Origin of the sequence: Coprococcus comes ATCC 27758, assembly GCF_025149785.1 — a bacterium.
In the GTDB taxonomy this organism is placed as follows: domain Bacteria; phylum Bacillota; class Clostridia; order Lachnospirales; family Lachnospiraceae; genus Allocoprococcus; species Allocoprococcus comes.
The window spans coordinates 2,749,717-2,774,190 of record NZ_CP102277.1; the positions used below are offsets into that span (position 1 = coordinate 2,749,717).

27 protein-coding genes, 5 tRNA genes and 3 rRNA genes are annotated in these 24,474 nt (G+C 41.4%); 9 read left to right on the forward strand and 26 right to left on the reverse strand.

The window, feature by feature from the left end:
* Window positions 1–36 precede the first annotated feature (36 nt).
* Window positions 37–357, reverse strand: coding sequence for a hypothetical protein (locus NQ556_RS13505; RefSeq protein ID WP_005330993.1), 321 nt, complete (start codon window positions 355–357; stop codon window positions 37–39).
* Between the two features lie 159 nt (window positions 358–516).
* Between NQ556_RS13505 and NQ556_RS13510 the strand changes: the two genes are divergently transcribed.
* The gene (locus NQ556_RS13510; protein ID WP_005424130.1) at window positions 517–933 is read left to right on the forward strand and encodes a helix-turn-helix domain-containing protein; all 417 of its coding nucleotides are present in this window, start codon (window positions 517–519) and stop codon (window positions 931–933) included.
* Window positions 934–1,091: 158 nt separating this feature from the next.
* Here the strand turns inward: NQ556_RS13510 and NQ556_RS13515 are convergent, their stop codons facing one another.
* Complete coding sequence (locus tag NQ556_RS13515; RefSeq protein ID WP_025656186.1) at window positions 1,092–1,409, reverse strand: hypothetical protein; 318 nt, start codon at window positions 1,407–1,409, stop codon at window positions 1,092–1,094.
* A 111-nt stretch (window positions 1,410–1,520) separates the two neighbouring features.
* Between NQ556_RS13515 and NQ556_RS13520 the strand changes: the two genes are divergently transcribed.
* Window positions 1,521–1,736: a helix-turn-helix domain-containing protein gene (locus tag NQ556_RS13520; protein WP_004845965.1), complete on the forward strand. Its 216-nt coding sequence runs from the start codon at window positions 1,521–1,523 to the stop codon at window positions 1,734–1,736.
* Between the two features lie 391 nt (window positions 1,737–2,127).
* Window positions 2,128–2,364 carry a DUF6061 family protein gene (locus tag NQ556_RS13525; RefSeq protein ID WP_008373065.1) on the forward strand — a complete coding sequence of 79 codons (237 nt, stop codon included), beginning with the start codon at window positions 2,128–2,130 and terminating at the stop codon, window positions 2,362–2,364.
* Window positions 2,365–2,543: 179 nt separating this feature from the next.
* Here NQ556_RS13525 and NQ556_RS13530 read toward each other — a convergent pair whose 3' ends face one another.
* From NQ556_RS13530 to NQ556_RS13565, 8 genes are all read right to left on the reverse strand, one after another.
* Window positions 2,544–3,692: an FtsX-like permease family protein gene (locus NQ556_RS13530; protein WP_008373066.1), complete on the reverse strand. Its 1,149-nt coding sequence runs from the start codon at window positions 3,690–3,692 to the stop codon at window positions 2,544–2,546.
* Between the two features lie 4 nt (window positions 3,693–3,696).
* Window positions 3,697–4,389, reverse strand: a complete 693-nt coding sequence (locus NQ556_RS13535; protein WP_173722561.1) for an ABC transporter ATP-binding protein — start codon at window positions 4,387–4,389, stop codon at window positions 3,697–3,699.
* Window positions 4,382–4,963, reverse strand: a complete 582-nt coding sequence (locus NQ556_RS13540) for a TetR/AcrR family transcriptional regulator (RefSeq protein WP_008373078.1) — start codon at window positions 4,961–4,963, stop codon at window positions 4,382–4,384. The genes NQ556_RS13535 and NQ556_RS13540 overlap by 8 nt, the downstream gene beginning before the upstream one ends.
* 375 nt (window positions 4,964–5,338) lie before the next feature.
* A complete protein-coding gene (locus NQ556_RS13545) occupies window positions 5,339–6,049 on the reverse strand; it encodes a DUF6040 family protein (protein ID WP_044905124.1) in 711 nt (236 codons plus the stop codon).
* Window positions 6,027–7,748 carry a MobA/MobL family protein gene (locus NQ556_RS13550; RefSeq protein WP_044999071.1) on the reverse strand — a complete coding sequence of 574 codons (1,722 nt, stop codon included), beginning with the start codon at window positions 7,746–7,748 and terminating at the stop codon, window positions 6,027–6,029. Before NQ556_RS13550 ends, NQ556_RS13545 begins: the two co-directional genes overlap by 23 nt.
* Entirely contained in the window at window positions 7,724–8,029 is a 306-nt protein-coding gene (locus tag NQ556_RS13555; protein ID WP_005345966.1) for a hypothetical protein, read from the reverse strand. The genes NQ556_RS13550 and NQ556_RS13555 overlap by 25 nt, the downstream gene beginning before the upstream one ends.
* On the reverse strand, window positions 8,029–8,343 hold the full coding sequence (locus NQ556_RS13560) for a relaxasome subunit MobC (RefSeq protein ID WP_015559870.1): 315 nt from the start codon (window positions 8,341–8,343) through the stop codon (window positions 8,029–8,031). Before NQ556_RS13560 ends, NQ556_RS13555 begins: the two co-directional genes overlap by 1 nt.
* Window positions 8,344–8,487: 144 nt before the next feature.
* A complete protein-coding gene (locus NQ556_RS13565) occupies window positions 8,488–8,718 on the reverse strand; it encodes a helix-turn-helix domain-containing protein (protein ID WP_003505382.1) in 231 nt (76 codons plus the stop codon).
* A 173-nt stretch (window positions 8,719–8,891) separates the two neighbouring features.
* On the opposite strand from NQ556_RS13565, the gene NQ556_RS13570 reads away from it, so the two are divergent.
* The 3 genes from NQ556_RS13570 to NQ556_RS13580 all read left to right on the forward strand — a co-directional run bounded on the left by NQ556_RS13570 (window position 8,892) and on the right by NQ556_RS13580 (window position 11,466).
* A complete protein-coding gene (locus tag NQ556_RS13570; RefSeq protein ID WP_008373090.1) occupies window positions 8,892–9,521 on the forward strand; it encodes a helix-turn-helix domain-containing protein in 630 nt (209 codons plus the stop codon).
* 86 nt (window positions 9,522–9,607) lie between these two features.
* A complete protein-coding gene (locus NQ556_RS13575) occupies window positions 9,608–10,903 on the forward strand; it encodes a tyrosine-type recombinase/integrase (RefSeq protein ID WP_003505396.1) in 1,296 nt (431 codons plus the stop codon).
* Between the two features lie 158 nt (window positions 10,904–11,061).
* Entirely contained in the window at window positions 11,062–11,466 is a 405-nt protein-coding gene (locus NQ556_RS13580) for an LptM family lipoprotein (protein WP_008373091.1), read from the forward strand.
* 234 nt (window positions 11,467–11,700) lie between these two features.
* Here NQ556_RS13580 and NQ556_RS13585 read toward each other — a convergent pair whose 3' ends face one another.
* From NQ556_RS13585 to NQ556_RS13595, 3 genes are all read right to left on the reverse strand, one after another.
* A complete protein-coding gene (locus NQ556_RS13585) occupies window positions 11,701–11,844 on the reverse strand; it encodes a hypothetical protein (protein ID WP_156333063.1) in 144 nt (47 codons plus the stop codon).
* Window positions 11,845–12,096: 252 nt separating this feature from the next.
* Complete coding sequence (gene trxA, locus NQ556_RS13590; protein WP_008373101.1) at window positions 12,097–12,405, reverse strand: thioredoxin; 309 nt, start codon at window positions 12,403–12,405, stop codon at window positions 12,097–12,099.
* Window positions 12,396–12,854, reverse strand: coding sequence for an RrF2 family transcriptional regulator (locus NQ556_RS13595; RefSeq protein ID WP_008373107.1), 459 nt, complete (start codon window positions 12,852–12,854; stop codon window positions 12,396–12,398). Before NQ556_RS13595 ends, trxA begins: the two co-directional genes overlap by 10 nt.
* 194 nt (window positions 12,855–13,048) lie before the next feature.
* Between NQ556_RS13595 and NQ556_RS13600 the strand changes: the two genes are divergently transcribed.
* The 3 genes from NQ556_RS13600 to NQ556_RS13610 are packed head-to-tail and all read left to right on the forward strand — an operon-like array spanning window position 13,049 to window position 14,680.
* Entirely contained in the window at window positions 13,049–13,993 is a 945-nt protein-coding gene (locus NQ556_RS13600; protein ID WP_008373109.1) for a sensor histidine kinase, read from the forward strand.
* Window positions 13,978–14,496 (forward strand): response regulator transcription factor, encoded by a 519-nt coding sequence (locus NQ556_RS13605; RefSeq protein WP_008373111.1) that lies wholly within the window; start codon window positions 13,978–13,980, stop codon window positions 14,494–14,496. Before NQ556_RS13600 ends, NQ556_RS13605 begins: the two co-directional genes overlap by 16 nt.
* Window positions 14,497–14,536: 40 nt before the next feature.
* Window positions 14,537–14,680, forward strand: a complete 144-nt coding sequence (locus NQ556_RS13610) for a hypothetical protein (RefSeq protein ID WP_008373112.1) — start codon at window positions 14,537–14,539, stop codon at window positions 14,678–14,680.
* Window positions 14,681–14,753: 73 nt separating this feature from the next.
* On the opposite strand, the gene NQ556_RS13615 is transcribed toward NQ556_RS13610, so the two are convergent.
* The 13 genes from NQ556_RS13615 to NQ556_RS13675 all read right to left on the reverse strand — a co-directional run bounded on the left by NQ556_RS13615 (window position 14,754) and on the right by NQ556_RS13675 (window position 24,364).
* On the reverse strand, window positions 14,754–14,996 hold the full coding sequence (locus NQ556_RS13615; protein WP_044999073.1) for an EamA family transporter: 243 nt from the start codon (window positions 14,994–14,996) through the stop codon (window positions 14,754–14,756).
* A gap of 312 nt (window positions 14,997–15,308) precedes the next feature.
* A tRNA-Asn gene (locus NQ556_RS13620) sits at window positions 15,309–15,380 on the reverse strand.
* Between the two features lie 88 nt (window positions 15,381–15,468).
* Window positions 15,469–18,355, reverse strand: a 23S ribosomal RNA gene (locus NQ556_RS13625).
* Between the two features lie 211 nt (window positions 18,356–18,566).
* Window positions 18,567–18,639: transfer RNA gene (locus NQ556_RS13630), tRNA-Ala, on the reverse strand.
* A gap of 24 nt (window positions 18,640–18,663) precedes the next feature.
* Window positions 18,664–18,737 (reverse strand) — tRNA-Ile (locus NQ556_RS13635).
* A gap of 11 nt (window positions 18,738–18,748) precedes the next feature.
* Window positions 18,749–18,866: ribosomal RNA gene (gene rrf, locus NQ556_RS13640) — 5S ribosomal RNA — on the reverse strand.
* Between the two features lie 125 nt (window positions 18,867–18,991).
* Window positions 18,992–20,522: ribosomal RNA gene (locus tag NQ556_RS13645) — 16S ribosomal RNA — on the reverse strand.
* Together the 16S, 23S and 5S rRNA genes with 5 tRNA genes alongside form the textbook arrangement of a ribosomal RNA operon.
* A gap of 388 nt (window positions 20,523–20,910) precedes the next feature.
* Window positions 20,911–21,000: transfer RNA gene (locus NQ556_RS13650), tRNA-Ser, on the reverse strand.
* Window positions 21,001–21,228: 228 nt separating this feature from the next.
* Window positions 21,229–21,314 (reverse strand) — tRNA-Ser (locus tag NQ556_RS13655).
* Window positions 21,315–21,402: 88 nt separating this feature from the next.
* Complete coding sequence (ispD, locus tag NQ556_RS13660) at window positions 21,403–22,110, reverse strand: 2-C-methyl-D-erythritol 4-phosphate cytidylyltransferase (RefSeq protein WP_008373678.1); 708 nt, start codon at window positions 22,108–22,110, stop codon at window positions 21,403–21,405.
* A 42-nt stretch (window positions 22,111–22,152) separates the two neighbouring features.
* Window positions 22,153–23,184, reverse strand: a complete 1,032-nt coding sequence (gene tsaD / locus NQ556_RS13665) for a tRNA (adenosine(37)-N6)-threonylcarbamoyltransferase complex transferase subunit TsaD (RefSeq protein ID WP_008373677.1) — start codon at window positions 23,182–23,184, stop codon at window positions 22,153–22,155.
* Between the two features lie 26 nt (window positions 23,185–23,210).
* The gene (locus NQ556_RS13670) at window positions 23,211–24,119 is read right to left on the reverse strand and encodes a ribonuclease Z (RefSeq protein WP_008373675.1); all 909 of its coding nucleotides are present in this window, start codon (window positions 24,117–24,119) and stop codon (window positions 23,211–23,213) included.
* Window positions 24,113–24,364, reverse strand: a complete 252-nt coding sequence (locus NQ556_RS13675) for a hypothetical protein (protein ID WP_022220010.1) — start codon at window positions 24,362–24,364, stop codon at window positions 24,113–24,115. The genes NQ556_RS13670 and NQ556_RS13675 overlap by 7 nt, the downstream gene beginning before the upstream one ends.
* Window positions 24,365–24,474: the final 110 nt, after the last annotated feature.

Sequence of the window (24,474 nt, forward strand, 5' to 3'; positions counted from 1 at the left end):
TTGTCCGGCACTGACTGGCTGACATAATGGGAAAAATTATTTCATTCCCACTTTTCTGATATTGGAAGCTTCTGCTTTGACAGAAAGACGTCCATTATAGAGACTAGCCCAAGTATGTAATCCATCAAATGAGACTGGAATCTGCCCTTTTTGTTCAAGTTCTTCGTTGGTAACAATCGCTGTGTTAGCTTTAATGCCTACTTTGACTTTTTCAAACTTTAATTTTGGAAGAAGAACTGTATAGTAGAATCCTAATTTTTCTTTTGTAGAAAAGTCTACCCAGTCAGAAACTTCTACTAACTGAAATTCCTCTTGCAGTTTGTCTGGATTTAAAATAAAGTCATTTCCTCTAATCATCGTTTCACCTCCTTATAGATATCTGATTATCAGATATTAAGATAATCTTATGATAAAGCAAGTGCAATGGAATGTCAATAGAGAATATCTGAATATCCGATAAAAAGATTGACAGAGAAAATTCGATGAAATATAATGTGCTTATAAAGGAGGTTCGCTATGAATAAAATAAAAGAATTGCGGAAAGAAAAGAATATAACCGTTGCGGAACTTGCAAAAGAATTAGGCATTTCACAAAGTATGCTTACGAACTATGAAAATGGAAACGGAACGCCGAGAGATGAATCTATATGGGAAAAATTATCACAGATATTCGGCGTGAGTAAAAGCCACGTTATGGGATTAACTACGGATATTGAAACAGCAAATAAGACAAAACAGTTGAAAGTGGTTGTGGATACATCTCAGCCAATCTCAATACAACCGAAGAATCAGACAGACCTTGATGTATTGATAAAACTGGATTTGATAGACAGTGAAGACATGGAAGAAGTGTCAGAATTTCTTGATAAACTGTTGGCACAGGAGAAATATGAGGGACGGAGAGAATCAAACGTTAAATATGTCGTTGAGTAGAAAATGCTTCTCAGCCGACCACTTGCCCAGTCGACCCGCCGCCCTGTTAGGAACCGTCGCACTGGGCATCCTTGCGGAACGTTAGTTTGCGAAAATACGAACAAAAGAATATAAGGAGAGGGAATAGCCGATACTACTTCAAAAGCAGTAATAGAGTGCTATTCCTTTTTATTATATTCAATGGTTACAGTTCGGAACGGCTTGCTATTATTGTGCAAGTAATAAGTTGGATAATAGAGGTTGATTTCCAAGGTGGTAGGTGTACCGTTAATTTTGTTATGTTCGTTTTCAATGTCTTTGATTACTCCATCAATTCCCCAACATTTGTAAACAATTACAGTCAATTCAGTATCTCTGGTATCTGCACTGCTAAAGGACATGCTGTTAGTAATATGGTAGTCCGGCAGTCTGAGATAATTGTAGAGAATGGTCAGTAAACAGAGTATTGTGATTGGTGCTATGATTTTCTTTTTCATGTACATACCTCTTTCGTGTTATTAGTACAGGGATAACTATATAGTACCTCACTATATAGTGAATTACTACATAAGGATTTAATAAATATACTTTATGTAGAGGTGCAGAACATGAACTATGGACATTTAGAATTAAGGATAGAAGAACTGTTACAAGAAAAAGGTATCAGTAAGAATATGATTTGTAAGGAACTTGACATACCGAGGTCAAATTTCAATAGATATTGCAGAAATGAATTTCAAAGACTGGATGCAAATTTAATCTGTAAACTATGCAACTATTTTGAATGTGAAATTGGTGAGTTAATTCGATATGTAAAAGAATAAAGTGATAATGGGTATGCGGAAATAAAAAATATTCGCATACCTTTTTAATTGAATATTTTATAAAATGGAATTATACTGTGTATAACATGAAACAGACAAATTGGAATTGAGATTTCATGTATTCCAAGGAATTTAATAATTGTTATATTTTATTATCAAATATCTCTCAAGCCCTTGAAAACACTAAGTTTATCGCAGGTGAGCTTTCCCTTATTGTTTCCCTTGTATTATATTGTCCCACCAGTGTTTACGAACTCTGATAAGGGCAAACACAAGGGCAAGAAAATCCTATAAAACAGCATAACACAAAATTAAAACGACATGGTGAACTGATTGAAATGCTTCTATTTTTTAACAAATGATTGATTGAACGATATGGAGATTTGATACGATGAGAACGATATTTGCAGAATACAATCCACACAGAAACAGCATTGATGTATATACCAGTGCTGGCTATATGCTCCGCATTGACTGCTGGGAAGCAGAAAAGAATTTAAAAACAACACCTGGATCAGATTGTGCATTAAATGCACTTGCTATTGATGAACCACTTGAATATGCAAGATTGTATCTTGATGGAACGATGCAAATGTGGGTAGATGCGGAAGATTCCTTAGAAATTTAATTCAAAGATAAATAAGGGACAAATAACCCTTTTAGATTTATTTGTCCCTATTATTCTATATTTTTTCACTTCTGACAATGCAGATGAAACTTTTAAATTTGGTATTTTCCAGTATCATTGTTCAGTTTTTTCACCAGACAGGGCACTGTATCCATTTTGTTTGTATGTATTTTCCCCTGTTACTCAATCATAATTTCCTTGATAGAAATCTTCTTAATTTTTTCAGAATATATATACATCATAATTTCATAAATCGTGATAAAACAAGCAAGAGAAATAAGCATAGTAGGAAAGTCAAATTTATACGTAGGTACACCCTCGACATCCTTAAATACAATATCCACCATAAGCCGAAGCAATCCATACTGATATACTGTTCCGATTATAAAACCAATATAGGACAGCGGTCTGTATCCTCCTAAAATTGCCCTGCAACATTCTTTCTGTGAATAGCCGAATACTCTCATCATAGCAATAGTTTTTGTATTTCCGTTTATTACTGTGGTTATAGCAAGAAACAGAGTTGTAAACGCTAATACAAGTCCGATGACCAACATCATCACACCCATCATTTCACTTGATAAATCTTTCATACTAAACGACATTTGTGTCATAGCTGAAAAGCAAAACGAAGCAAAAATAATGAAGAATACAAGTGCCTTTTTAGATTTCAAGGTATTCCTTTTCAAATACTCTACAAACGACAATTCACTGCTTTTTTCGATTCTATGATTTGGTGTTTTAGAAGCAGTTTGCATATTATCTTTCAAAAGCAGCAACACAGGTTTTTTGAATTTGTACCAGGCATAATAAACTGAAAGTGCCGAAAAACACACAGTCGGCAATACCACAAAATAAAATAAAATGCTTGGATGAAAATTGATAGTTATCTCAGGAAGCATTTTATCTTCATTTTGTAGAGCGTAAAACCACGGCATTATAAGAAATGCTCCTGCATATCCGGTTACAGTTCCAATAAATATACTAATTCCGAATACCCAAAAGCTTTTTGCAATTTTGATATTTGAATATCCCAACGCCTTTAATATCCCAAGTTCCTTCTTATGCGTGTCAATATAATGCTTAATATAAAACAACAACATAACAATCGCAGTTAAAAGCAAGCATCCTCCACTTACAAGGCAAACGACTTTTGCGGTAGAAACCTGAGCATTATAAAAAAACATTGATAATTCAGATGTAATTTCACTCTCAATTAATCGAACATCAAAATAAAAGTTCAGAAACATTGTACAAACAAGAACAGCACAACAGGCTATAATGGAAATACCGATGAGTTTTGAAACATTTTTTATTCCAACGAGCATACCATCACCACCCTATCTCATAAGCAGTCTTTTGTGCTTCATTTGTGTAAATTTCAGATATTTTTCCGCTATTCATTTTTATAACTGTGTTTGCCATTTCCGCAATATTCAAATTGTGCGTTACCATTACAATCGTAAAACCATATTCCTTTTGAAGTTTACATATATAATCAAGAACCTGTCGTCCTGTTTGTTCGTCTAATGCTCCTGTCGGTTCGTCAAGAAATAATACTCTCGGTCTTTTTGCCAAAGCTCTTGCAATAGATACTCTTTGCTGTTCGCCACCCGAAAGTTCGCTGGGATATTTATGTAGTTTTTCTCCGAGTCCAACCGCTCTAATGACGTTTTTATAATCTTTATTATTTGCTAAATCAGCACCCATTTTTACATTTTTATCAACGCTCATATTGGGTAGCAAATAATACTGCTGAAAAATAAATCCGACATTTTCCTTACGAAATGAAGTTAATTCATTATCAGAAAGTGCTGTAATATTCTTTCCGTCATAAAACACTTTACCGCTGTCAGGGCGTTCAAGACCTGAAATTACATTCAAAAAGGTTGACTTGCCAGAACCAGATGCGCCGAGAATAACCACAAAATCATTATCCTCAATATCAAGACTGATGTCCTTTAATACTTGGAATCGGCTTTCTCCGTTTTGGTAGGATTTTATTATATTTCTCGCTTTAATCATTATTTTCTCCTTCCTTCAGCTTTTTCAAAATACTCATACATACCTCAGTAATCATTGTACTGATTTCTTCGTCTGTAAATCGGCACATTTTTGTGGCACAAAGCGTTGCAATTCCGTGTGTATATATCCAAAGATGATGATACAGTTTTTTCCCAGCTGCCTTGCAAATTTTGTAATCATCTTGAATTGACAATAGAATTTGCTCATAACTTTCATCTATCAGCGGAAGTACACCAGATAAGTCAGGAATTTGTTTTTGCTCCGTCATAAAGAGAAGTTGAAAAAGCTTAGGCTCATTAACAGCGAAGAGAATATATTGTGTACCCACCCCTTTAAACGGGGGCTCTGTTGTTAGTCCTTTATTGACATATTCTTTATACAGAGCTTTAGCAGATTTAATCATATCCTGCTGAACCTCCTCCATATTTTTAAATACAGTAAAAATGGGTCTTGCCGAACTACCGAGATATGTTCCTAACGCTCTTGAAGTCAAAGCCTCATATCCGTCTGCCCTGACAATATTTAATGCGGCTTCAATAATTTCTGCTTTTGTAAATTTGGCTTTTGGTGGCATACTTTATCTCTCCTTTTACTAAATCGCTTGTTTTAAATCAGCTGATTTAATTATAATTGAAGCCCACCTGAAAGTCAATAAGGCGGCAGAGATTAATTCCTTCAGCCTTATTGACTGCTTATGAAAAGATGATTTCTTCGTTCATAATATCCCAATTGCTACACTTTGTTGTATTGCGTTATACGTTTTTCCAGCCCTTGTTTTTACCATTATGAACAGTCAGGGCAAGGGGAATATAGTGTGAAATCATATAAAGGGATAAAGCGAACACATTACAATGAATCCTTTGTTTTCAAGGATTTTGTAGGATTTTATTAAAATACAAAGAGGTGTGATTAAGCACATATATAAAATTGTGTGTTTACAATCGGATTTTTAATAATATCCCCTTGTTTCCCGCCAGCCTTTTACATACCACCTGATTCCAACATATACCAGTTGCACGAATAATAAGAAAAATAGCAGATTGATCGGCAATACTGTCTTTATCCAATCTCCAAAATAGATTGCTATTGCCATGCTTATAAGTGTTACCAGTATTGTAATCATATCCCAGCAGTATTTCTTATATAGCCCGGCAATCTTTATCCCGGTGAATGCTAAAAGTATTTCTGCACCCACCAGACAGCCACCGCAAATCAATAATCTTATCAGCCAGTATATAATTCCGGTAATGACAGGATTGGATATTCCATTACTAATCTGTGCCACATTCTTTCCTGTCAGTATAATCCACCCTGCAATGCTCTGTATAAAAGTTGCGATTGTATCAAAGAATACCACGCAATCAGAAATAAAGATTTTTGACAGTATTATCTGAAAAAGAGTAGTCGATACGGAATACCATATCAGCAAAAACATCAATGCTTCATACATGGCTGTTTTTGCTTTATATCTGCCTGCCAGTTTTTCTCTCTGCGTATCATACCTTTCCTTCGCTCTCAGATAAGCTGTCTGGTTACAATTCCCACACTTTTGATAGAGTACCGGCTTTTCAACCGGTATCTCTACTTTTTTCTGATGGGAGAGTGCATAGTCCCGTTCCTGTTCTGCCTGTCTTAGCTTATCGCGACATTCCTCTATCATGTCCTTTGCGGTGAGCGTTTTCTCTTTCTCGCTCTGCAATAATTCTTTTGTTTTCCTCAAGTCGTTCTTTAAGGCTTGAATGTTCCCTGCTCTGTTCTCGCTGTTTAACCTCTCGTTCAAGGTCAGCGATTCGTCGAGCTGCACTTTCAGTTTCCTGATAGTCCGGTCTTTCTGGTCGAGTTCTTCCTGCATCTGCTCCGTCAGCATTAGCAGTTCTTCCAGTTGATCGTCGCTCTTTGAGTTTCTTAATTCGTTCATCAATCAACCTTCCTTTCTCTAATTGCTGTTCAAGTTCAGTAATTCGCTGTTCTGTTTCTGCAATAGCCGGTTCTCGCTGTTCAATTTCTGTGCCAATTCCTGCCATTGCTGATTTTCGTCTGTGAGTTTCTGTATCTGGTCTGTCTTTTCTTCCAGAAGCATCAACAGTTCTTCTGTATCCGGTAAGATTTGTAGCAGCTCTGACAATTCTTTCTCTAATTGCTGCAATCGTTCTTCCTGCTCCTGAAAGCACATCAGCTTCTCGTCCTTTTCCTGTATCTCCTGAAGCATCTCTGCCATGATATTCTGCTGTGCCTCTATCTGTGTAATCATTGCTTCCATCATGGGAATTACTTCTTTGCTTTCTTCTAATGTCATTCAACCACTCCTTCCATATTGACAATGCACCGGATACCTTACCAAAGGTTGTGATTACCTTTTGCAGCAGTGCATTTTGTTTTTTAATCATCTGGTTTTCCTCTACCTTCCATGAACCATTCCATATCTGTCCGGTGAAATATTTTTCCTCAATCTTTCTTGCATCCGCACCCTCATGAATCGTAGGGATTTTTAATTTGCCCTGTCTTTCATAAGAACGGTGGTCAATCTGATTGTCTATGGATAAATGCCGGTTACACATCCCAGCCCATTCGCTTCGCCATAACTCACAATTCTTTGGATTATTCCAGCCGGTAGCATCGGTCAAAACCCGTTTCCATTGTTTTCGGTTTCTTGCCCCGACTTTCTGTACTCCGTTTTCATCAAGTACCGGAATGCGGATTCCATGCCGATCAGGATTTTTCTTATCCTGCCACCAGTCCGGGTGGGATTCATCAACCACGATATTTCCGTCAGTATCTCTGACAAAATCCCAGTCCTTGACTTCTTTGCTACCCCATGAATGGTCTGGATTGAATGGTCGCATGGTTACAAGTAAATGCACATGTGGGTTTCCATCGCCCTTATCGTGTATGCTCCAGTCGACACACATTCCCTTATCCACGAAAGTCTTTTGAATATATTCGGTTGTATAATCAATCTGTTCCTGTCTGCTCCATTCTTTCGGCAGGGAAAATTCAAATGAGCGTCCAAGCTGTGCATCTGCATTTTTTTCTATCTTCAATACCTCATTCCATAGACGCTGTTTCTGAAATGTGATTTTAAACTTTTCCAGTGCGGCATCTTTATCATCCGCTCTTTTATAACGGATAGACTGTTGAAACCTTTTTATATTTTCTTCCGGTACATGCAGCCATTCAGGAGGTGCATTTTCGCACATCATCAGACTGGTGTAGACGACTTCCTTTTTGGAAGTATAGTAACTGATTCTGCCTGTTTCCTCATTCTTCATCACATCTCCATTAAGATATGCCGATGCGGATATGACAGATTTTCCTTTACTGCGCCCGACAATCTTTACTGTAAAGTGAAATATCGCCATGATACGATTCCCCCTTTCTGCCGTATCCGGCATTGATTTCCGACAGCATCTTCTTCTGGTTTGGCAGAAGTGAAGCTGTCGGAACGCCCTCTGCGCAAGAGTGCCCCCTGCGGCATGAGCAGGTCTGGCTGAAAGCCCCGCCGACGGAACGAGCCCGGCAAGCGTAAGCGCAGACCGGTTGCCACTTGTGGCAAACTTATAAGGACGACCTCTGGTTGTCCATAAGTGCGCCCTTCATTCAAAGGCAATGAAGGGAATGGAAAAACCACTCCCTCCGCCATTACACTTCCTCCATATCTGTAAATGGCTCTTTCTGCATCGCCTTTGAGAAAAACTTTCCGTTTGTTTCCTGCCTTTTTAAGAAGCCTATCAACTTTGGTAAATCTTCCTCCTCAATCGGACAGCCAAGAACCGATTCCACTGCGCCACCAATCTGACAGAGCCTGTGGGTTCGTTTTTTACTTTCCTCTGCTTTCTTTCGCTTTTCCAGTTCCTTCCGCTGTGCAATGAGCTTTTTTGTAGCTTCAATGCTTTCCTGTTCCTTTTTCTCTAATGCACGTATTCTTTCTTCATAAGTCTTTGTTGATTTCGCCATATCGTCTTCATCCTTTCTTTTTCCGATAAACAACAGTTCCCGGTTGCATATCAGGAGAAGCACATGGTATAATCCTCTTGCGTGTAGGTATATCATGGCTTCGGTCTGATAGAACCTTTGGCGGTTTCTTAGGAAGCCGCCTTTTTAAGTTGCCACATTTCTTGTGACAGCTTTTACATTTCCTTTATCCCTCAGATCACGCCCCTCGTTGGCTTCCATGAACTTTTCCAGAATGTCAGTTTTAATAAGGACTTTTCTTCCGACCTTTAATACCGGAAGCTTCTTCCATTCAACCAGCTTTCTCAAAGTGTTTCTGCCAATTCCTGTATAGTCGGCTGCTTCCTCGATGGATAATGCAATCTTTCTTTCCGTCATCTTGTCACCTCCTTATAAATTGCATTATGCAATTTTGTTGTGCTGTTAGTATAGCGGTTTTATATTGTGTTGTCAAGCGTTATGAAATTTTAGAAATAATTATTATATTGCATATTGCAATTATGTGAGGTACATGCTATAATTCATACATACCGAAAAAGGAGGCAATCAGCATGAAAGATAAAGAACTACGCAAGCTGATAGGCAGCAGGGCAAAACAGCGTCGTCTGGAATTAAATCTGACACAGCCTTATGTTGCAGAGAAGATGGGAGTTACAGCTTCCACAATCCTGCGTTATGAGAATGGTTCGATTGACAATACCAAAAAGATGGTGCTGGAAGGTCTTTCGGAAGCACTTCATGTATCTATTGAATGGCTCAGAGGGGAAACCAATGAATACGAAACCGATATTACGGATAAGAAAGAATTACAGATTCGTGATGCAATGGGCGATATTCTCAAACAGTTACCTCTCGACCTTAGTAAAAAGGAAGATGCTTTTTCCAAAGATTTACTGCTGTTGATGTTAAAGCAATATAACCTGTTTCTGGAATCATTCCAGTTTGCCTGCAAGAATTACAAGGGCAACACGAATGAAGCTGATATTGCAAAAGTAATGGGGTTTGAATCGAATGATGAATATAACGAGATTATGTTTCTCAGGGAGATCACCCACACTGTTAATGCCTTTAACGACATGGCAGATATCGTAAGGCTTTATTCCAAGAAACCGGAAATGGCAGAACAAAGGCTTGAAAATCTTTTATCAGAAGTTTTGTATGAGGATTCCGATTCGGTATAGAACGACAACCGGAGTTATGATATACTTACACGCAAGAAGCATTTCATCAGTTCCGATTGTCTGATATCGAAAGGAGACACACGATTATGGCAAAAGGATCTGTAAGAAAAAAAGGAAAGAAATGGTACTACCGCTTCTATGTAGAAGATGCAAGCGGCAATCTGGTTCAGAAAGAATACGCTGGAACAGAAAGTAAAAGTGAAACGGAAAAACTGCTCCGTCAGGCAATGGACGATTACGAAAGCAAGAAATTCATTGCAAAGTCGGAAAATATTACAATTGGAGAATTACTTGATATATGGGCAGAGGAAGAATTAAAGACCGGTACGCTCAGTAATGGGACAGTCCAGAATTACCTCGGTGCCATTACCAACATCAAGAAGCATCCAATTTCAGAGAGAAAGTTGAAAAATGTAACATCTGAGCATTTACAAGCCTTCTTCGATCTGCTTTCCTTTGGTGGCACTTATCCAGATGGTTCAGAAAGAAAAGGTTATAGCAAAGATTACATTCGTTCTTTCTCGGCAGTATTACAGCAGTCATTCCGATTTGCAGTATCACCAAAGCAATATATCACTTTCAATCCGATGCAGTATATTAAGCTGAAATACCAGACGGATGAGGTTGACCTGTTTTCCGATGATGACATGGATGGCGATATACAGCCAATTCCACGAGAGGATTATGAAAGACTGATTGAATTTCTACAGAATTACAATCCACCGGCAATACTTCCAATCCAGATAGCTTATTATGCAGGACTTCGTATCGGTGAAGCCTGTGGTCTGGCATGGCAGGATGTGAATCTTGAAGAACAGTGCCTTACAATCAGACGCAGTATCCGATATGATGGTTCAAGGCACAAGAATATCATCGGACCAACCAAACGAAAAAAGGTAAGGATTGTTGATTTTGGAGATACACTGGCAGAGATTCTTCGCAATGCCCGAAAGGAACAACTTAAAAACCGAATGCAGTACGGAGAACTTTACCATAAAAACTACTACAGAGAAGTAAAAGACAAAAACAGAGTTTACTATGAGTTCTATCATCTGGACGGAACAGAGAATGTTCCAGAAGATTATAAGGAAATATCCTTTGTCTGCTTAAGACCGGATGGAAGTTTGGAACTGCCAAGCACGTTAGGAATTGTTTGCAGGAAGATTGCTCAGAAACTGGATGGATTTGAAGGATTTCATTTTCACCAGTTGCGACACACCTACACAAGCAACCTTCTGGCAAATGGAGCAGCACCAAAGGATGTGCAGGAACTGTTAGGGCACTCAGATGTCAGTACCACCATGAATGTCTATGCACACTCTACAAGAAAAGCCAAGCGGGAATCTGCAAGGTTACTTGATAAAGTGGCAGGCAATGACTAAATAAAACTTTCCCTTATTTCCCTTACGATTATCTCATAAGGGCAAAAATAAGGGAAAATACATATCGTTTCGCTAATGCACAGGCTGGAAAGCCTGTAAAATAGGGAAAGTTAGAAATATATTTCTCCAAACTGGAATTGATGGAGGTAGTGTGAATTATGAAAAAGATTGTATGTGCAATGCTATGTATTCTGCTTGTATTTAGTTTGAGTGCTTGTGGCGGAAATGTTAATGAAGTAAATACGCATAATGTAGAATCTGAAATATATTCTGAAGAGGACATTGCATCTGCTATTGACACCATAAAAAAAGAGTTTAAGAGCAACTGGAATGGATGTACTCTTACAGAAATTTATTATGCAGGGGATGACAGCTCTAAAGACCATCAAGATTGGGCAGATAGGAACAATGCAGATGAAGTCATTGTTTTGCTATCTTCATTCGATGTTGATTCATCTGGAGGAGATGGTTCTCTGAATCCAAATAGTACATACAATGATTGGAAGTGGATTTTAGTTAGAACAAACGGCGGAAAATGGCAACATGTTGACCATGGATATTAAAATAAATCCCAGTTTGTATGCGACAAACGTTTGAACACTTTTTGAACACCGCAACCGTGATGAAGTCTTCAAAGCCCCTTTCTATCAGTATTTGAGATTAAGTAAAACGGTTCGATTCCGGTCTGCGGCATTAGTTAAAAATGGGAGAAACGTTGAGTTTACAGCGTTTCTTTTTTTCGCAACAAAACGGGAGAGCAAAATCCCCATGCCTCCCATCTTTCAGCTCATCCATTCTTATTCTTCAACAGCCCATTTCTCAATCTGTTTCATAAATTTCTCATCTTCTGAAATAACTTTTACCGGCTTCTTATAATCAATTGCCATAAGTCCCAGTAGTCCAAATCGGGTTAATCTTTCTTTGTTTATTGCAAAATTCATAACTCTTCGTTGACACATGTAAGCGATTCGACTACCTGTGTATGCCGTAATCCAAGCTGTATCCTTATCAACTCCGAGTTTCATCAAATTCTTTATACGATTCTGTGGGGTTTTCCCTTGCTGTTCAGCTATATACTTCCTTGTTACCTAGGTGTATTCGGGACTTTCACCCGTTAGAGCGCGCCCATGGTGCGCAAACTACAAAAAGGATGTGCCAAGGCACATCCTTAGATAACTTATTCTATATTCTGCTTACCGAATCAGCTGTTCCAGCTCACTCTTTTCCTGAACTCCTAAAGTTCTCTCTGCGACCTTTCCATCTTTGAATACGAGAAATGTCGGAATTGACATTACCTTATATTCTCTGGCAAGCGCCATCTGTTCATCCACATTCACCTTACCTACCTTTACATCTGTAAACTCCTGTGCGAGTTCATCAACAACCGGTCCCATTGTCTGGCATGGTCCACACCATGTTGCCCAGAAATCTACCAGTACTGGTTCTTTTGCATTTAATACTTCTTCTTCAAAATTCTCTGTTGTTAAATTGATTACTGACATGATAGACATCCTCCTGTTTCATTATCTTTTTCTTCTTTAAGGGCAGTAAGCCGTTCCTCTACTTTCTGGATCGTGATTCTTTCCAGATAATCATTACAGCTCCTGTTCATCCCTGTTACAAGTTCGTCCATAACTACAGACATCCCACTTGCAACCAAACACTTTTTATCCGGGTTTCCTGAACGCCAGGATGCTTTTACAAGCGTATTCTCCAGTGCATCACTGATCTGCCTCAGCGTAATATCTGAATTTACTTTTGCGATCCGGTAACCGCCTCCCATGCCTTCTCTTGTCTCGATCAGACCGGCTTTTTTTAGTTTTCCCATCACTCTGCGTATGCATACAGGATTTGTACATACATTATCTGCGAGTTCTTCACTTGCGATAGTAGCATTGCTGCGATCCAGAAATACAAGTGCATGAACCGCTATTGCAAATTCACTTGTCACGCTTCTCCCTCATTTCTTATATGTTGAACTGTAATCTTTTTAATTACAATTTATACTGTAACAATATCACATACAGTTCTCCATGTCAACCTCTTTGCCTGGATTTTGTTATGATTTTTTATCTCTGTTGACATTTGTGAGGAAATATGATAGTTTTTTGTGAAAATTTTGTTTATTTATGAGGATTATCTGCTATGAATAAATTATTACATAACAATACACTTTTTACACTCACACTACTTGGCATCGCGACCGCACTTGCCTTTCTTTTTTTCTCATTCGTTTCTGAAAATACTGCAAACATCGCATTACTTTATATTATTGTCCAAATCTTGATTGCACGATATACGAACGGATACCTGCACGTGCTCTTTTCTTCTGTTTTCTCCGTAATCTGTATCAATTTCTTCTTTACCTATCCGTTTTTCCGACTGAATTTCACATTGAGCGGCTATCCGGTCACATTTATCGGAATGTTGATCATTACATTGCTCACCACAGCAACCACTTCCTCTCTTCTGTCTGATGGTTCCATCTTATCAGATGCAGAAAAAAGAGAACTTCTTGAAAATATTGAAAATGACTCCAGCTGGCTCCTCAATATGGTTGAAAATCTTCTCAGTGTAACAAGAATCAATGATACGGTTACACATCAGGTTAACAAAACACCGGAAATTGTAGAAGAAGTTGTTGCTGAAGCTGTACAACGTCTGAAAAAAAGATTTCCTTCAGCCAGTATTATTGTCCATGTTCCAACCGATTATCTACTGATTCCAATGGACGCAATTCTGATTGAACAGGTTCTGATCAACCTTCTTGAAAACGCTTTGATCCATTCTGGAAGCAGCCATTCTCCGGAGCTTACCGTCACTGATCATCCAGACCACGTAACCTTCTGTGTCAAAGATTTCGGACATGGTCTGAACCCGGACGTTATTCCGGATATTTTCAGTGGCATCTGCCACAATACTGGTTCCGTTGACTCCCACAAAGGTATGGGAATCGGCTTATCAATCTGCAAAACGATCATTGACGCACACAATGGTTATATCGAAGCCAAAAACCACACCAATGGTGCTTTATTTCTGTTTACATTACCAAAAGAAGAGGAGGAAAACATTCCATGCAGCCAAAAGTAAATATCCTTTTTATAGAAGACGAACAAAATATCCTTACTTTTGTTACAAAGCTGTTATATGGGCACAATTATAAAGTAACAACCGCCATAACCGGTACTGAAGGTCTTCAGCTGATAAATTCTATCTGTCCAGATCTCATTCTCCTTGATCTTGGGCTCCCGGATATGGATGGTCAGACAATCATCCGGCAGGTTCGTGAATGGTCCGACTGTCCAATCATCGTCATCTCTGCCCGTACAAATGAACATGAAAAGGTAAAAGCTCTCGATCTTGGCGCGGATGATTATATCATCAAGCCATTCGGTTCCGCCGAACTCCTTGCACGTATCCGCACCTCACTCAGACACAGTACCCGGATGAATACCTCTTCAGATCAACTCTTCCACCCTTACAAATGTGGTGAGCTAATACTCGATTTTGAAAAACGTACCCTGACTATCAGTGGAAATATCGTTCATTTGACTCCAATCTCTTTTCAAATTACATATTTTCTCATAAAATGACTTTATTAAAAGAAATACAAAGAACTGGAGTGAGAGAGGCATGAATATTGGAATGTTACTTTTGATTTTAATTGGAGGATTTGCAGGTCTTTTTTCTACACTTTATATTTGTATCAGTCTTCCATTTACCATTATATGGAAGATTTATCGCCGGGTTGCAAAAGGCATCCCGATTATGAAATAGCTGTTTTGTTTAACATCCTAATTCCAAATAAGAATGCCGGAGTAATGCTCCGGCATTCGTCATCTTTATTTTATTATTTTTTGTCTTTATTTGTAAGATTACACATTACAATTGCTACCATCACAAGAATAATCCCGAATATTTCTCCTGCTGATACGGTTTCTTTATATAGTATTACACCAATCAAGGTAGCTGCAACTGGCTCAACTGATGCCAAAATAGAAGCTTTTCCATTATCTAAATTTTTAAGACCGGAAGTATACAGGCAAAATACAAGCACTGTACTTAAAAAACCAAATTTCAAACTTGCGGACAAAAATTCCCATGCTTCCCCAAAGTATCCCTGCCAGAATTACCATTCCTGATGCAAGTTTTTTCATTATCCTGCCTCCTTATATCCAAAAAAGATGATAACGCAACAAGCATTGTTACGCAATCACCCTTGAAATACTGTTTTTACTATAATACAAATATGCAGAGCTGTCCAGCCTAAATCAGACTAAATCTTTTATTATATTTAAATTTGACCGACTCCACATATGGTGCCCAGATAAATATCATCGATACAGTTCCTTCGGAATTTCCTATGAAATGAAAAAAACTGTAAGCAATTGCTTACAGTTCTCAACTCCCCGAGTTGGGTTCGAACCAACGACCCTTCGGTTAACAGCCGAATGCTCTACCGCTGAGCTATCGAGGAATATTAAAGATACTTACATGTACCTTCAAAACCACATACAAATTTAAATCTTTACTCCATCCATTCTTCCTTACCCTGTCCTACCTTCTTGGTTATGCCCTCGACCGATTAGTAACAGTCAGCTCCATGCATTACTGCACTTCCACCTCTGCCCTATCTACCTTGTCGTCTTCAAGGGGTCTTACAACTTACGTTGGGATATCTCATCTTGAGGGGGGCTTCACGCTTAGATGCCTTCAGCGTTTATCCCTTCCTGACTTGGCTACTCTGCCATGCTCCTGGCGGAACAACAGATACACCAGCGGTCAGTCCAGCCCGGTCCTCTCGTACTAAGGCCAGCTCCTCTCAAATATCCTACGCCCACGCCGGATAGGGACCGAACTGTCTCACGACGTTCTGAACCCAGCTCGCGTACCGCTTTAATGGGCGAACAGCCCAACCCTTGGGACCTACTTCAGCCCCAGGATGCGATGAGCCGACATCGAGGTGCCAAACCACTCCGTCGATGTGAACTCTTGGGAGTGATAAGCCTGTTATCCCCAGGGTAGCTTTTATCCGTTGAGCGATGGCAATCCCACTTTATACCACCGGATCACTAAGTCCTACTTTCGTACCTGCTCCACCCGTCGGTGTCGCAGTCAAGCTCCCTTCTGCCTTTGCACTCTTCGAATGGTTTCCAACCATTCTGAGGGAACCTTTGAGCGCCTCCGATACCCTTTCGGAGGCGACCGCCCCAGTCAAACTCCCCACCTGACATTGTCCCCCAGCCGGGTCACGGCTGCTGGTTAGAAATCCAATACTGCAAGGGTGGTATCCCAACAGCGGCTCCGCATCAACTGGCGTCAATGCTTCTTCGCCTCCCACCTATCCTGTACATACAATATCGAATCCCAGTATCAAGCTGGAGTAAAGCTCCATGGGGTCTTTCCGTCCTGGCGCAGGTAACCAGCATCTTCACTGGTATTTCAATTTCACCGGGTGCATTGTTGAGACAGTGCCCAAATCATTACGCCTTTCGTGCGGGTCGGAACTTACCCGACAAGGAATTTCGCTACCTTAGGACCGTTATAGTTACGGCCGCCGTTTACTGGGGCTTAAGTTCAAAGCTTCGCTTGCGCTAACCTCTCCCCTTAACCTTCCAGCACCGGGCAGGCGTCAGCCCATATACTTCACCTTACGGTTTTGCATAGACCTGTGTTTTTGCTAAACAGTTGCTTGGGCCAATTCTCTGCGGCCAGCTCTCACTGGCACTCCTTCTCCCGAAGTTACGGAGTCATTTTGCCGAGTTCCTTAACAATGCTTCTCCCGTCGGCCTTAGGATTCTCTCCTCACCTACCTGTGTCGGTTTACGGTACGGGTACAGTACAAACAATAGCGGCTTTTCTTGGCAGCTGGCTCACACATTTCCCTACTTCAGTTCGGTATGCATCACGTCTTCGGATTGTCACGCGGATTTGCCAGCGCGACTCCTACCTCGCTTGCCACGGGATTCCATTCCCGCTAGTGCTCTCCCTCTGCGTCCCCACAGTTCTGTTATACTGCAGTACAGGAATTTCAACCTGTTGTCCATCGGCTACGTCTTTCGACCTCACCTTAGGCCCCGACTTACCCAGAGCAGATCAGCTTTACTCTGGAAACCTTGGGTATTCGGCCGGAAGGATTCTCACCTTCCTCTCGCTACTCATTCCGGCATTCTCTCTTCTTAAAAGTCCACAGCTCCTTCCGGTACTGCTTCTTCCCTTTAAGAATGCTCCTCTACCAATTAACTACGTTAATTCCTGAGCTTCGGTAGTGTGTTTCAGCCCCGGACATTTTCGGCGCAGGACCTCTCGACCAGTGAGCTATTACGCACTCTTTTAATGTATGGCTGCTTCTAAGCCAACATCCTGGTTGTCTTTGAAATCCCACATCCTTTTCCACTTAACACACATTTTGGGACCTTAGCTGCAGGTCTGGGCTCTTTCCCTTTTGACTGCCCAACTTATCTCGTGCAGTCTGACTCCCATGAATCATCTTACTGGCATTCGGAGTTTGATATCCTTTGGTAAGCTTTGACGCCCCCGCGGGAATTCAGTGCTCTACCTCCAAAAGACTCTCATGAGGCTAGCCCTAAAGCTATTTCGAGGAGAACCAGCTATCTCCGGGTTCGATTGGAATTTCTCCCCTATCCACACCTCATCCCCACCCTTTTCAACGGATGTGGGTTCGGACCTCCATTGCCTTTTACGGCAACTTCATCCTGGACATGGATAGATCACCCGGTTTCGGGTCTACTCCATCTGACTTAACGCCCTATTAAGACTTGTTTTCACTTCGGCTCCATTCCTTAAGAACTTAACCTCGCCAGATGGCGTAACTCGCCGGACCGTTCTACAAAAAGTACGCGGTTCATCATATATAGATGTTCCACAGCTTGTAAACACAGGGTTTCAGGTTCTCTTTCACTCCCCTCCCGGGGTCCTTTTCACCTTTCCTTCACAGTACTATGCGCTATCGGTCACTAAGGAGTATTTAGCCTTACGGGGTGGTCCCCGCTCATTCCCACAAGGTTTCTCGTGTCTCGTGGTACTCTGGATCCCGCCTTGCTGACTCGTCTTTCGCTTACGGGGCTTTCACCCTCTCTGGCTGGCTTTCCCAAAACCATTCTGCTAAACTTATCAGATCAATTACGCGGTCCGAACCCCGGAATGCACGCATTCCGGTTTGGGCTCTTCCGTTTTCGCTCGCCGCTACTCACAGAATCACTTGTTGTTTTCTCTTCCTCCGGCTACTTAGATGTTTCAGTTCACCGGGTTCCCTTCCATACGTTATGGATTGGCGTATGGATGACTGGAGTCTGTCCAGCCGGGTTTCCCCATTCAGATATCTCCGGATCATCGGATATTTGCTCCTCCCCGAAGCTTTTCGCAGCTTATCACGTCTTTCATCGGCTCTTAGTGCCAAGGCATCCACCCTGCGCTCTTTCTAGCATAACCAACTCCCTTCTCCCACGGGAATGGGATCCGGTTACACATGCATAGCGTTGCATGCGTTGGTATTTCAGGTCGTTTTTTTACTTCGTTTTCTCGAAGATGTAAGTTAATCATTACCTTGCGGTGATGATCACCTCGGATGTCTTTCTCTATTTGAGAATTGATTTATTTTTGTATGCAGTTTTCAAAGTACATGCGGTTCTTTCGAACCTAGTGGAGAATACGAGATTCGAACTCGTGACCTCCTGCTTGCAAGGCAGGCGCTCTCCCAACTGAGCTAATCCCCCATATTTAATTATCTTTTAAAGAAGTGGGCTTAAGTGGACTCGAACCACCGACCTCACGCTTATCAGGCGTGCGCTCTAACCGGCTGAGCTATAAGCCCTTCCTTTTATAATCTGGCGGCCACCTGCTCTCCCACACCGTCTCCAGTGCAGTACCATCGGCCGATCAGGTCTTAACCATCGTGTTCGAGATGGGAACGGGTGTGTCCCCTGACCGCATCGCCACCAGAAATATTGAGTTCTTAGCGAAGTCCTTTTGAGCTTAGAACTCAAATTGTTCTTTGAGCCCTGTGAAAAGAACTTCCTTTATTGATAACTCAACAATAGACAACTTTCCTTACTTCTTCTTCCTTAGAAAGGAGGTGATCCAGCCGCACCTTCCGATACGGCTACCTTGTTACGACTTCACCCCAGTTATCGGTCCCACCTTCGGCAGCTCCCTCCTTACGGTTGGGTCACTGACTTCGGGCGTTACCAACTCCCATGGTGTGACGGGCGGTGTGTACAAGACCCGGGAACGTATTCACCGCGACATGCTGATTCGCGATTACTAGCGATTCCAGCTTCATGTAGTCGAGTTGCAGACTACAATCCGAACTGAGACGTTATTTTTGAGATTTGCTTACCCTCGCAGGCTCGCTTCCCTTTGTTTACGCCATTGTAGCACGTGTGTAGCCCTGCTCATAAGGGGCATGATGATTTGACGTCATCCCCACCTTCCTCCAGGTTATCCCTGGCAGTCTCTCCAGAGTGCCCATCCGAATTGCTGGCTACTGAAGATAAGGGTTGCGCTCGTTGCGGGACTTAACCCAACATCTCACGACACGAGCTGACGACAACCATGCACCACCTGTCACCGGTGTTCCGAAGAAAAGGCGTCATTACACGCCGGTCACCGGGATGTCAAGAGCAGGTAAGGTTCTTCGCGTTGCTTCGAATTAAACCACATGCTCCACCGCTTGTGCGGGTCCCCGTCAATTCCTTTGAGTTTCATTCTTGCGAACGTACTCCCCAGGTGGACTACTTATTGCGTTTGCTGCGGCACCGAAGAGCTTTGCTCCCCGACACCTAGTAGTCATCGTTTACGGCGTGGACTACCAGGGTATCTAATCCTGTTTGCTCCCCACGCTTTCGAGCCTCAACGTCAGTCATCGTCCAGTAAGCCGCCTTCGCCACTGGTGTTCCTCCCAATATCTACGCATTTCACCGCTACACTGGGAATTCCACTTACCTCTCCGACACTCTAGCTGCATAGTTTCCAAAGCAGTCCCGGGGTTGAGCCCCGGGCTTTCACTTCAGACTTACACAGCCGTCTACGCTCCCTTTACACCCAGTAAATCCGGATAACGCTTGCACCATACGTATTACCGCGGCTGCTGGCACGTATTTAGCCGGTGCTTCTTAGTCAGGTACCGTCATTTTCTTCCCTGCTGATAGAGCTTTACATACCGAAATACTTCTTCGCTCACGCGGCGTCGCTGCATCAGGGTTTCCCCCATTGTGCAATATTCCCCACTGCTGCCTCCCGTAGGAGTTTGGGCCGTGTCTCAGTCCCAATGTGGCCGGTCACCCTCTCAGGTCGGCTACTGATCGTCGGCTTGGTAGGCCGTTACCCCACCAACTACCTAATCAGACGCGGGTCCATCTCATACCACCGGAGTTTTTCCCACTGAGCCATGCGGCTCCGTGGTCTTATGCGGTATTAGCAGTCATTTCTAACTGTTATCCCCCTGTATGAGGCAGGTTACCCACGCGTTACTCACCCGTCCGCCACTCAGTCACAAAAACCTTCATCCGAAGAATCAGGTTAAAGTGCTTCGTTCGACTTGCATGTGTTAAGCACGCCGCCAGCGTTCATCCTGAGCCAGGATCAAACTCTCGTTAAAAATGTTTGTATCCGGGTCAGAATCGCTTGGCAATTCTGTTCCTGTTTACTGTTCTGGTTTGACATCTTTCGATGTCCGTTCTTGAAAAATCTCTTTAAAGAATTTTCAGGGTTTGTTGTCTATTGTTCAGTTATCAATGTTCTTTTTGTTGTTGCCGTTTCATGCGACAGCTTTTATATTATATCAAAGTGTTTCATGTTTGTCAACAACTTTTTTATTTTTTGTTCTGCATTTAAAACTTTCATTTCTCATGCATCAGCTTGTTTATAATAACATCCGTTTTCCTGAATGTCAAGCACTTTTTTCGACTTTTTTCACATTTTCTTGATCTGTATTTTACATTCAATATTATGTTTTATCGATTACTGCTTTTTAGCTTTGAACAAAACGGAGAAAGAGGGATTCGAACCCTCGCGCCGCTATTAACGACCTACTCCCTTTCCAGGGGAGCCCCTTCGGCCAGCTTGGGTATTTCTCCAAAACGTCCATTATTTAATATACACGATTCTTTCTTTTTTGTCCAGTACTATTTTCAAGTTTTATATATTACTCACTTACAAGATTAAATTCCACTCTCATGTGGAATTTAATCTTGTAAAATAATGTAACTTCAAAGGTAAATCTTACCTTTTTTCATTTCGCCTTTTTACTCCCCAAAAACCAAGCTGAACAATAAAAAAAGCAGAACATATTGTTCTGCTTCAACCGGAGAGGGTGGGATTCGAACCCACGCGCCCTTTCGGACAAACGGTTTTCAAGACCGCCTCGTTATGACCACTTCGATACCTCTCCGCATTTATTAAGTTATTGCTGTGTATCAGCGACAAGATAGATAATATCATAGTGATACATTATTGTCAACACTTTTTTTAAATTTTTTTCAATTTCTTTTTTTGATCAGACTTTCTGCTAATATCAGATCTTCTGGCGTTGTAATCTTTATATTCTCATACGAACCTTCTACCAACTTTACTGCACAGTTTTCCATACGCTCTACAACCATCGCATCGTCTGTTATCCCTGTTTCATTTTCTTCATTTTCCATCAATTTAAAATATGCATGACGAATTAATGCAGTCTCAAATACCTGCGGAGTCTGAATACACCACACAAATCTTCGTTCCGGTGTATTTACTGCGAAATCATTCTCATCTACAATCTTTACCGTATCTTTCGATGGCATTCCTGCCACACATGCCCGGTATTCTTTTACTGCCTGGTAAGTTCGTTCTATGATCGATTCATCAACAAACGGACGTGCTCCATCATGAATAAAGACATAACCTTCCGGTTCTATTTCTCTTAGTGCTTTATATACAGATTCATACCGTTCTTTTCCACCAACCACAATTTTATTAACTTTTGTGATTCCATAAGCTTCTATAATATTTTTCCGGCAATAATCAGTCTTACCTTCTCCTGTCACAAGAACAATTTCATCAATAATCGGAGATGCTGCAAATGCAGCAAGAGAATAGTAAAGTACAGGCTTTCCGCATATTTCCAGATACTGCTTCTGTATTTTTGTACCCATCCGGCTTCCTTTTCCTGCTGCCAGGACTACTGCTGTACATTTTTCCCTGTTCATATTATTCTCTCCTTTTTACCTGCATTTCGTGGTTCGCCCACTCTATCTTTCGCCAAGTTTCAGATTCGGGACTGCATTCAGATCCCATCCATGTCTGGTTCCATTTATGTATTCATAATAAGCCGCCACACCGATCATTGCTGCATTATCTGTACAGAAAATCGGTGACGGATAGTAAAATTCTATTTCATTCTTTTCACATGCCTGTTTCATTGCTGCACGAAGACTACTGTTTGACGCCACGCCTCCCGCAATTGCAAACTTATTAAGTCCATATTCTTTTACTGCATGCATTGCATTGTCTACCAGCACATCAGTAACTGCTTTCTGGAAGGATGCAGCAATATCAGCACGGTTGTATTCAATCCCTTTCATCTTGCAGCCGTTAATATAGTTTAAAACTGCTGACTTCACGCCACTGAAGCTGAAATCATATGGGGAATCTTCGATATGCGCGCGTGGAAATGGGATTGCATCTGGATCCCCCTCTTTTGAAAGCTTATCAATCTTCGGTCCTCCCGGATATCCCAGGCCAATTGCTCTAGCCACTTTATCAAAAGCCTCTCCTGCCGCATCATCTCTGGTTCTTCCAAGAATCTCATAAGTTCCATAATCCTTGACGCATACGAGATGCGTATGTCCCCCAGACACAACAAGACACAAGAACGGTGGTTCCAGTTCCAGATTCTCAATATAATTTGCAGAAATGTGCCCTTCAATATGATGAACTCCAACAAGTGGTAACTTTTTCGCATATGCGATTGCTTTTGCTTCTGCCACACCGACAAGAAGCGCACCAACAAGCCCCGGACCGTAAGTTACACCGATTGCATCAATATCATCCAGTGTAACCTCTGCATTTTCCAGAGCCTCTTCTATTACCTGATTAATCTTTTCAATATGCTTTCTCGATGCGATTTCCGGAACCACACCACCATATAATTTATGTAGATCTATCTGTGATGAGATCACATTTGACAACACCTGTCGTCCGTTCTTTACAACGGCTGCTGCCGTTTCATCACAGGAACTTTCAATTGCCAGTATTAATATATCCTTTTTCTCTGTATCCATATTTTTCCTTCTCTCTACTGCTTTGCTTATTCCGGGAAATCCAGTTCTGTTGTCATACGGTCTTTTCCTGCGATCGCATGTGGAAAGATTGCCCGCACTTCATCCATATATTCTTCCGGATGGCGCAGGGACGGGCTGTAATGCGTAAGCCACATTTCTCCTACCTCCGCCTCTTTTGCCAGGTTTGCTGCCTCATAAAAGGTCATATGCTTATATTCTACTGCCTTTGCCGCTTTTTCTTTTTCTCCGTACATTCCTTCGCATATAAACAGGTCTGAACCCTTTGCATTCTTCCGGATAGAATCCGTCGGTCTTGTATCTGTACAATAGGTAAGCTTAATTCCTCTTCGAGGTGGTCCAAGGACCATCTCCGGCGTCAGTATTCTTCCGTCAAGCTCTACTGTCTCACCTTTTTGAAGATGTTTCCAGTATTCCTTCGGAATTTTCTGTTCTGTTGCCCTCTGCACATCAAATTTGCCGGCACGGTCGATCTCAATCGTATAACCGTAACAGATCACATTATGTTTTACACGAAATGCTTTCAGACGATATCCATCCATCTCAAAAATCTGTTCTGGCTCTGTAATTTCTCTATAGTGGATTTCAAATGGCAGTTCCGGCGCGATCACTCGCAGAGAACTCACCACTCTCTCCAGACCTTTCGGTCCAATCAGAGTAAGCGGTTCCTTTCTGTCCGCATTTCCCATTGTAAGAAGAAGTCCCGGAAGTCCGCTGATATGATCTCCATGGTAATGTGTGAAACAAATTACATCGATCGGTTTAAAACTCCATCCCTTCTCTTTTAACGCAATCTGTGTGCCTTCACCACAGTCAATCAGCAGCTGGCTGCCGTTATATCTTGTCATAAGTGCGGTCAGCCATCGATAAGGAAGCGGCATCATTCCACCGCTTCCAAGCAAACATACATCTAACATTCTAACTCCTGTTCTCCATATACCGGAATCTGGAAAGATGCTATCCAGGTATCATAACATTCCTCACAGATATCAAATCGATGGAGTTCTCCGTCTTTGTGCGAAAAATATCCCCATCTTTTTTCAACTGTAAGCATCTCTTCCTCCGGTATTCCATTTTTTATTGTGATTTCTTTTTTACATTTATTGCACACAATCTTTGTGACTGTATTTTTTTCTGTCCGAATTTTTTTATAATTACGCATCTTACTTCCTCCTGAGTATCTTTGCAAAAAAGACTGCCATTTCATTTTTCAGCTCTTTCTATGTTCAGGTACATTATAACGTCACAGACTGACGCCTTCCAGTGGGAAGT

What these genes read in the sequence shown, in the direction of transcription:
- NQ556_RS13505 (WP_005330993.1), bottom strand. Translation starts at nt 357, where the DNA reads ATGATTAGAGGAAATGACTTTATTTTAAATCCAGACAAACTGCAAGAG.
- NQ556_RS13510 (WP_005424130.1), top strand. Translation starts at nt 517, where the DNA reads ATGAATAAAATAAAAGAATTGCGGAAAGAAAAGAATATAACCGTTGCG.
- NQ556_RS13515 (WP_025656186.1), bottom strand. Translation starts at nt 1,409, where the DNA reads ATGAAAAAGAAAATCATAGCACCAATCACAATACTCTGTTTACTGACC.
- NQ556_RS13520 (WP_004845965.1), top strand. Translation starts at nt 1,521, where the DNA reads ATGAACTATGGACATTTAGAATTAAGGATAGAAGAACTGTTACAAGAA.
- NQ556_RS13525 (WP_008373065.1), top strand. Translation starts at nt 2,128, where the DNA reads ATGAGAACGATATTTGCAGAATACAATCCACACAGAAACAGCATTGAT.
- NQ556_RS13530 (WP_008373066.1), bottom strand. Translation starts at nt 3,692, where the DNA reads ATGCTCGTTGGAATAAAAAATGTTTCAAAACTCATCGGTATTTCCATT.
- NQ556_RS13535 (WP_173722561.1), bottom strand. Translation starts at nt 4,389, where the DNA reads ATGATTAAAGCGAGAAATATAATAAAATCCTACCAAAACGGAGAAAGC.
- NQ556_RS13540 (WP_008373078.1), bottom strand. Translation starts at nt 4,963, where the DNA reads ATGCCACCAAAAGCCAAATTTACAAAAGCAGAAATTATTGAAGCCGCA.
- NQ556_RS13545 (WP_044905124.1), bottom strand. Translation starts at nt 6,049, where the DNA reads ATGATAGAGGAATGTCGCGATAAGCTAAGACAGGCAGAACAGGAACGG.
- NQ556_RS13550 (WP_044999071.1), bottom strand. Translation starts at nt 7,748, where the DNA reads ATGGCGATATTTCACTTTACAGTAAAGATTGTCGGGCGCAGTAAAGGA.
- NQ556_RS13555 (WP_005345966.1), bottom strand. Translation starts at nt 8,029, where the DNA reads ATGGCGGAGGGAGTGGTTTTTCCATTCCCTTCATTGCCTTTGAATGAA.
- NQ556_RS13560 (WP_015559870.1), bottom strand. Translation starts at nt 8,343, where the DNA reads ATGGCGAAATCAACAAAGACTTATGAAGAAAGAATACGTGCATTAGAG.
- NQ556_RS13565 (WP_003505382.1), bottom strand. Translation starts at nt 8,718, where the DNA reads ATGACGGAAAGAAAGATTGCATTATCCATCGAGGAAGCAGCCGACTAT.
- NQ556_RS13570 (WP_008373090.1), top strand. Translation starts at nt 8,892, where the DNA reads ATGAAAGATAAAGAACTACGCAAGCTGATAGGCAGCAGGGCAAAACAG.
- NQ556_RS13575 (WP_003505396.1), top strand. Translation starts at nt 9,608, where the DNA reads ATGGCAAAAGGATCTGTAAGAAAAAAAGGAAAGAAATGGTACTACCGC.
- NQ556_RS13580 (WP_008373091.1), top strand. Translation starts at nt 11,062, where the DNA reads ATGAAAAAGATTGTATGTGCAATGCTATGTATTCTGCTTGTATTTAGT.
- NQ556_RS13585 (WP_156333063.1), bottom strand. Translation starts at nt 11,844, where the DNA reads ATGAATTTTGCAATAAACAAAGAAAGATTAACCCGATTTGGACTACTG.
- trxA (WP_008373101.1), bottom strand. Translation starts at nt 12,405, where the DNA reads ATGTCAGTAATCAATTTAACAACAGAGAATTTTGAAGAAGAAGTATTA.
- NQ556_RS13600 (WP_008373109.1), top strand. Translation starts at nt 13,049, where the DNA reads ATGAATAAATTATTACATAACAATACACTTTTTACACTCACACTACTT.
- NQ556_RS13605 (WP_008373111.1), top strand. Translation starts at nt 13,978, where the DNA reads ATGCAGCCAAAAGTAAATATCCTTTTTATAGAAGACGAACAAAATATC.
- NQ556_RS13610 (WP_008373112.1), top strand. Translation starts at nt 14,537, where the DNA reads ATGAATATTGGAATGTTACTTTTGATTTTAATTGGAGGATTTGCAGGT.
- ispD (WP_008373678.1), bottom strand. Translation starts at nt 22,110, where the DNA reads ATGAACAGGGAAAAATGTACAGCAGTAGTCCTGGCAGCAGGAAAAGGA.
- tsaD (WP_008373677.1), bottom strand. Translation starts at nt 23,184, where the DNA reads ATGGATACAGAGAAAAAGGATATATTAATACTGGCAATTGAAAGTTCC.
- NQ556_RS13670 (WP_008373675.1), bottom strand. Translation starts at nt 24,119, where the DNA reads ATGTTAGATGTATGTTTGCTTGGAAGCGGTGGAATGATGCCGCTTCCT.
- NQ556_RS13675 (WP_022220010.1), bottom strand. Translation starts at nt 24,364, where the DNA reads ATGCGTAATTATAAAAAAATTCGGACAGAAAAAAATACAGTCACAAAG.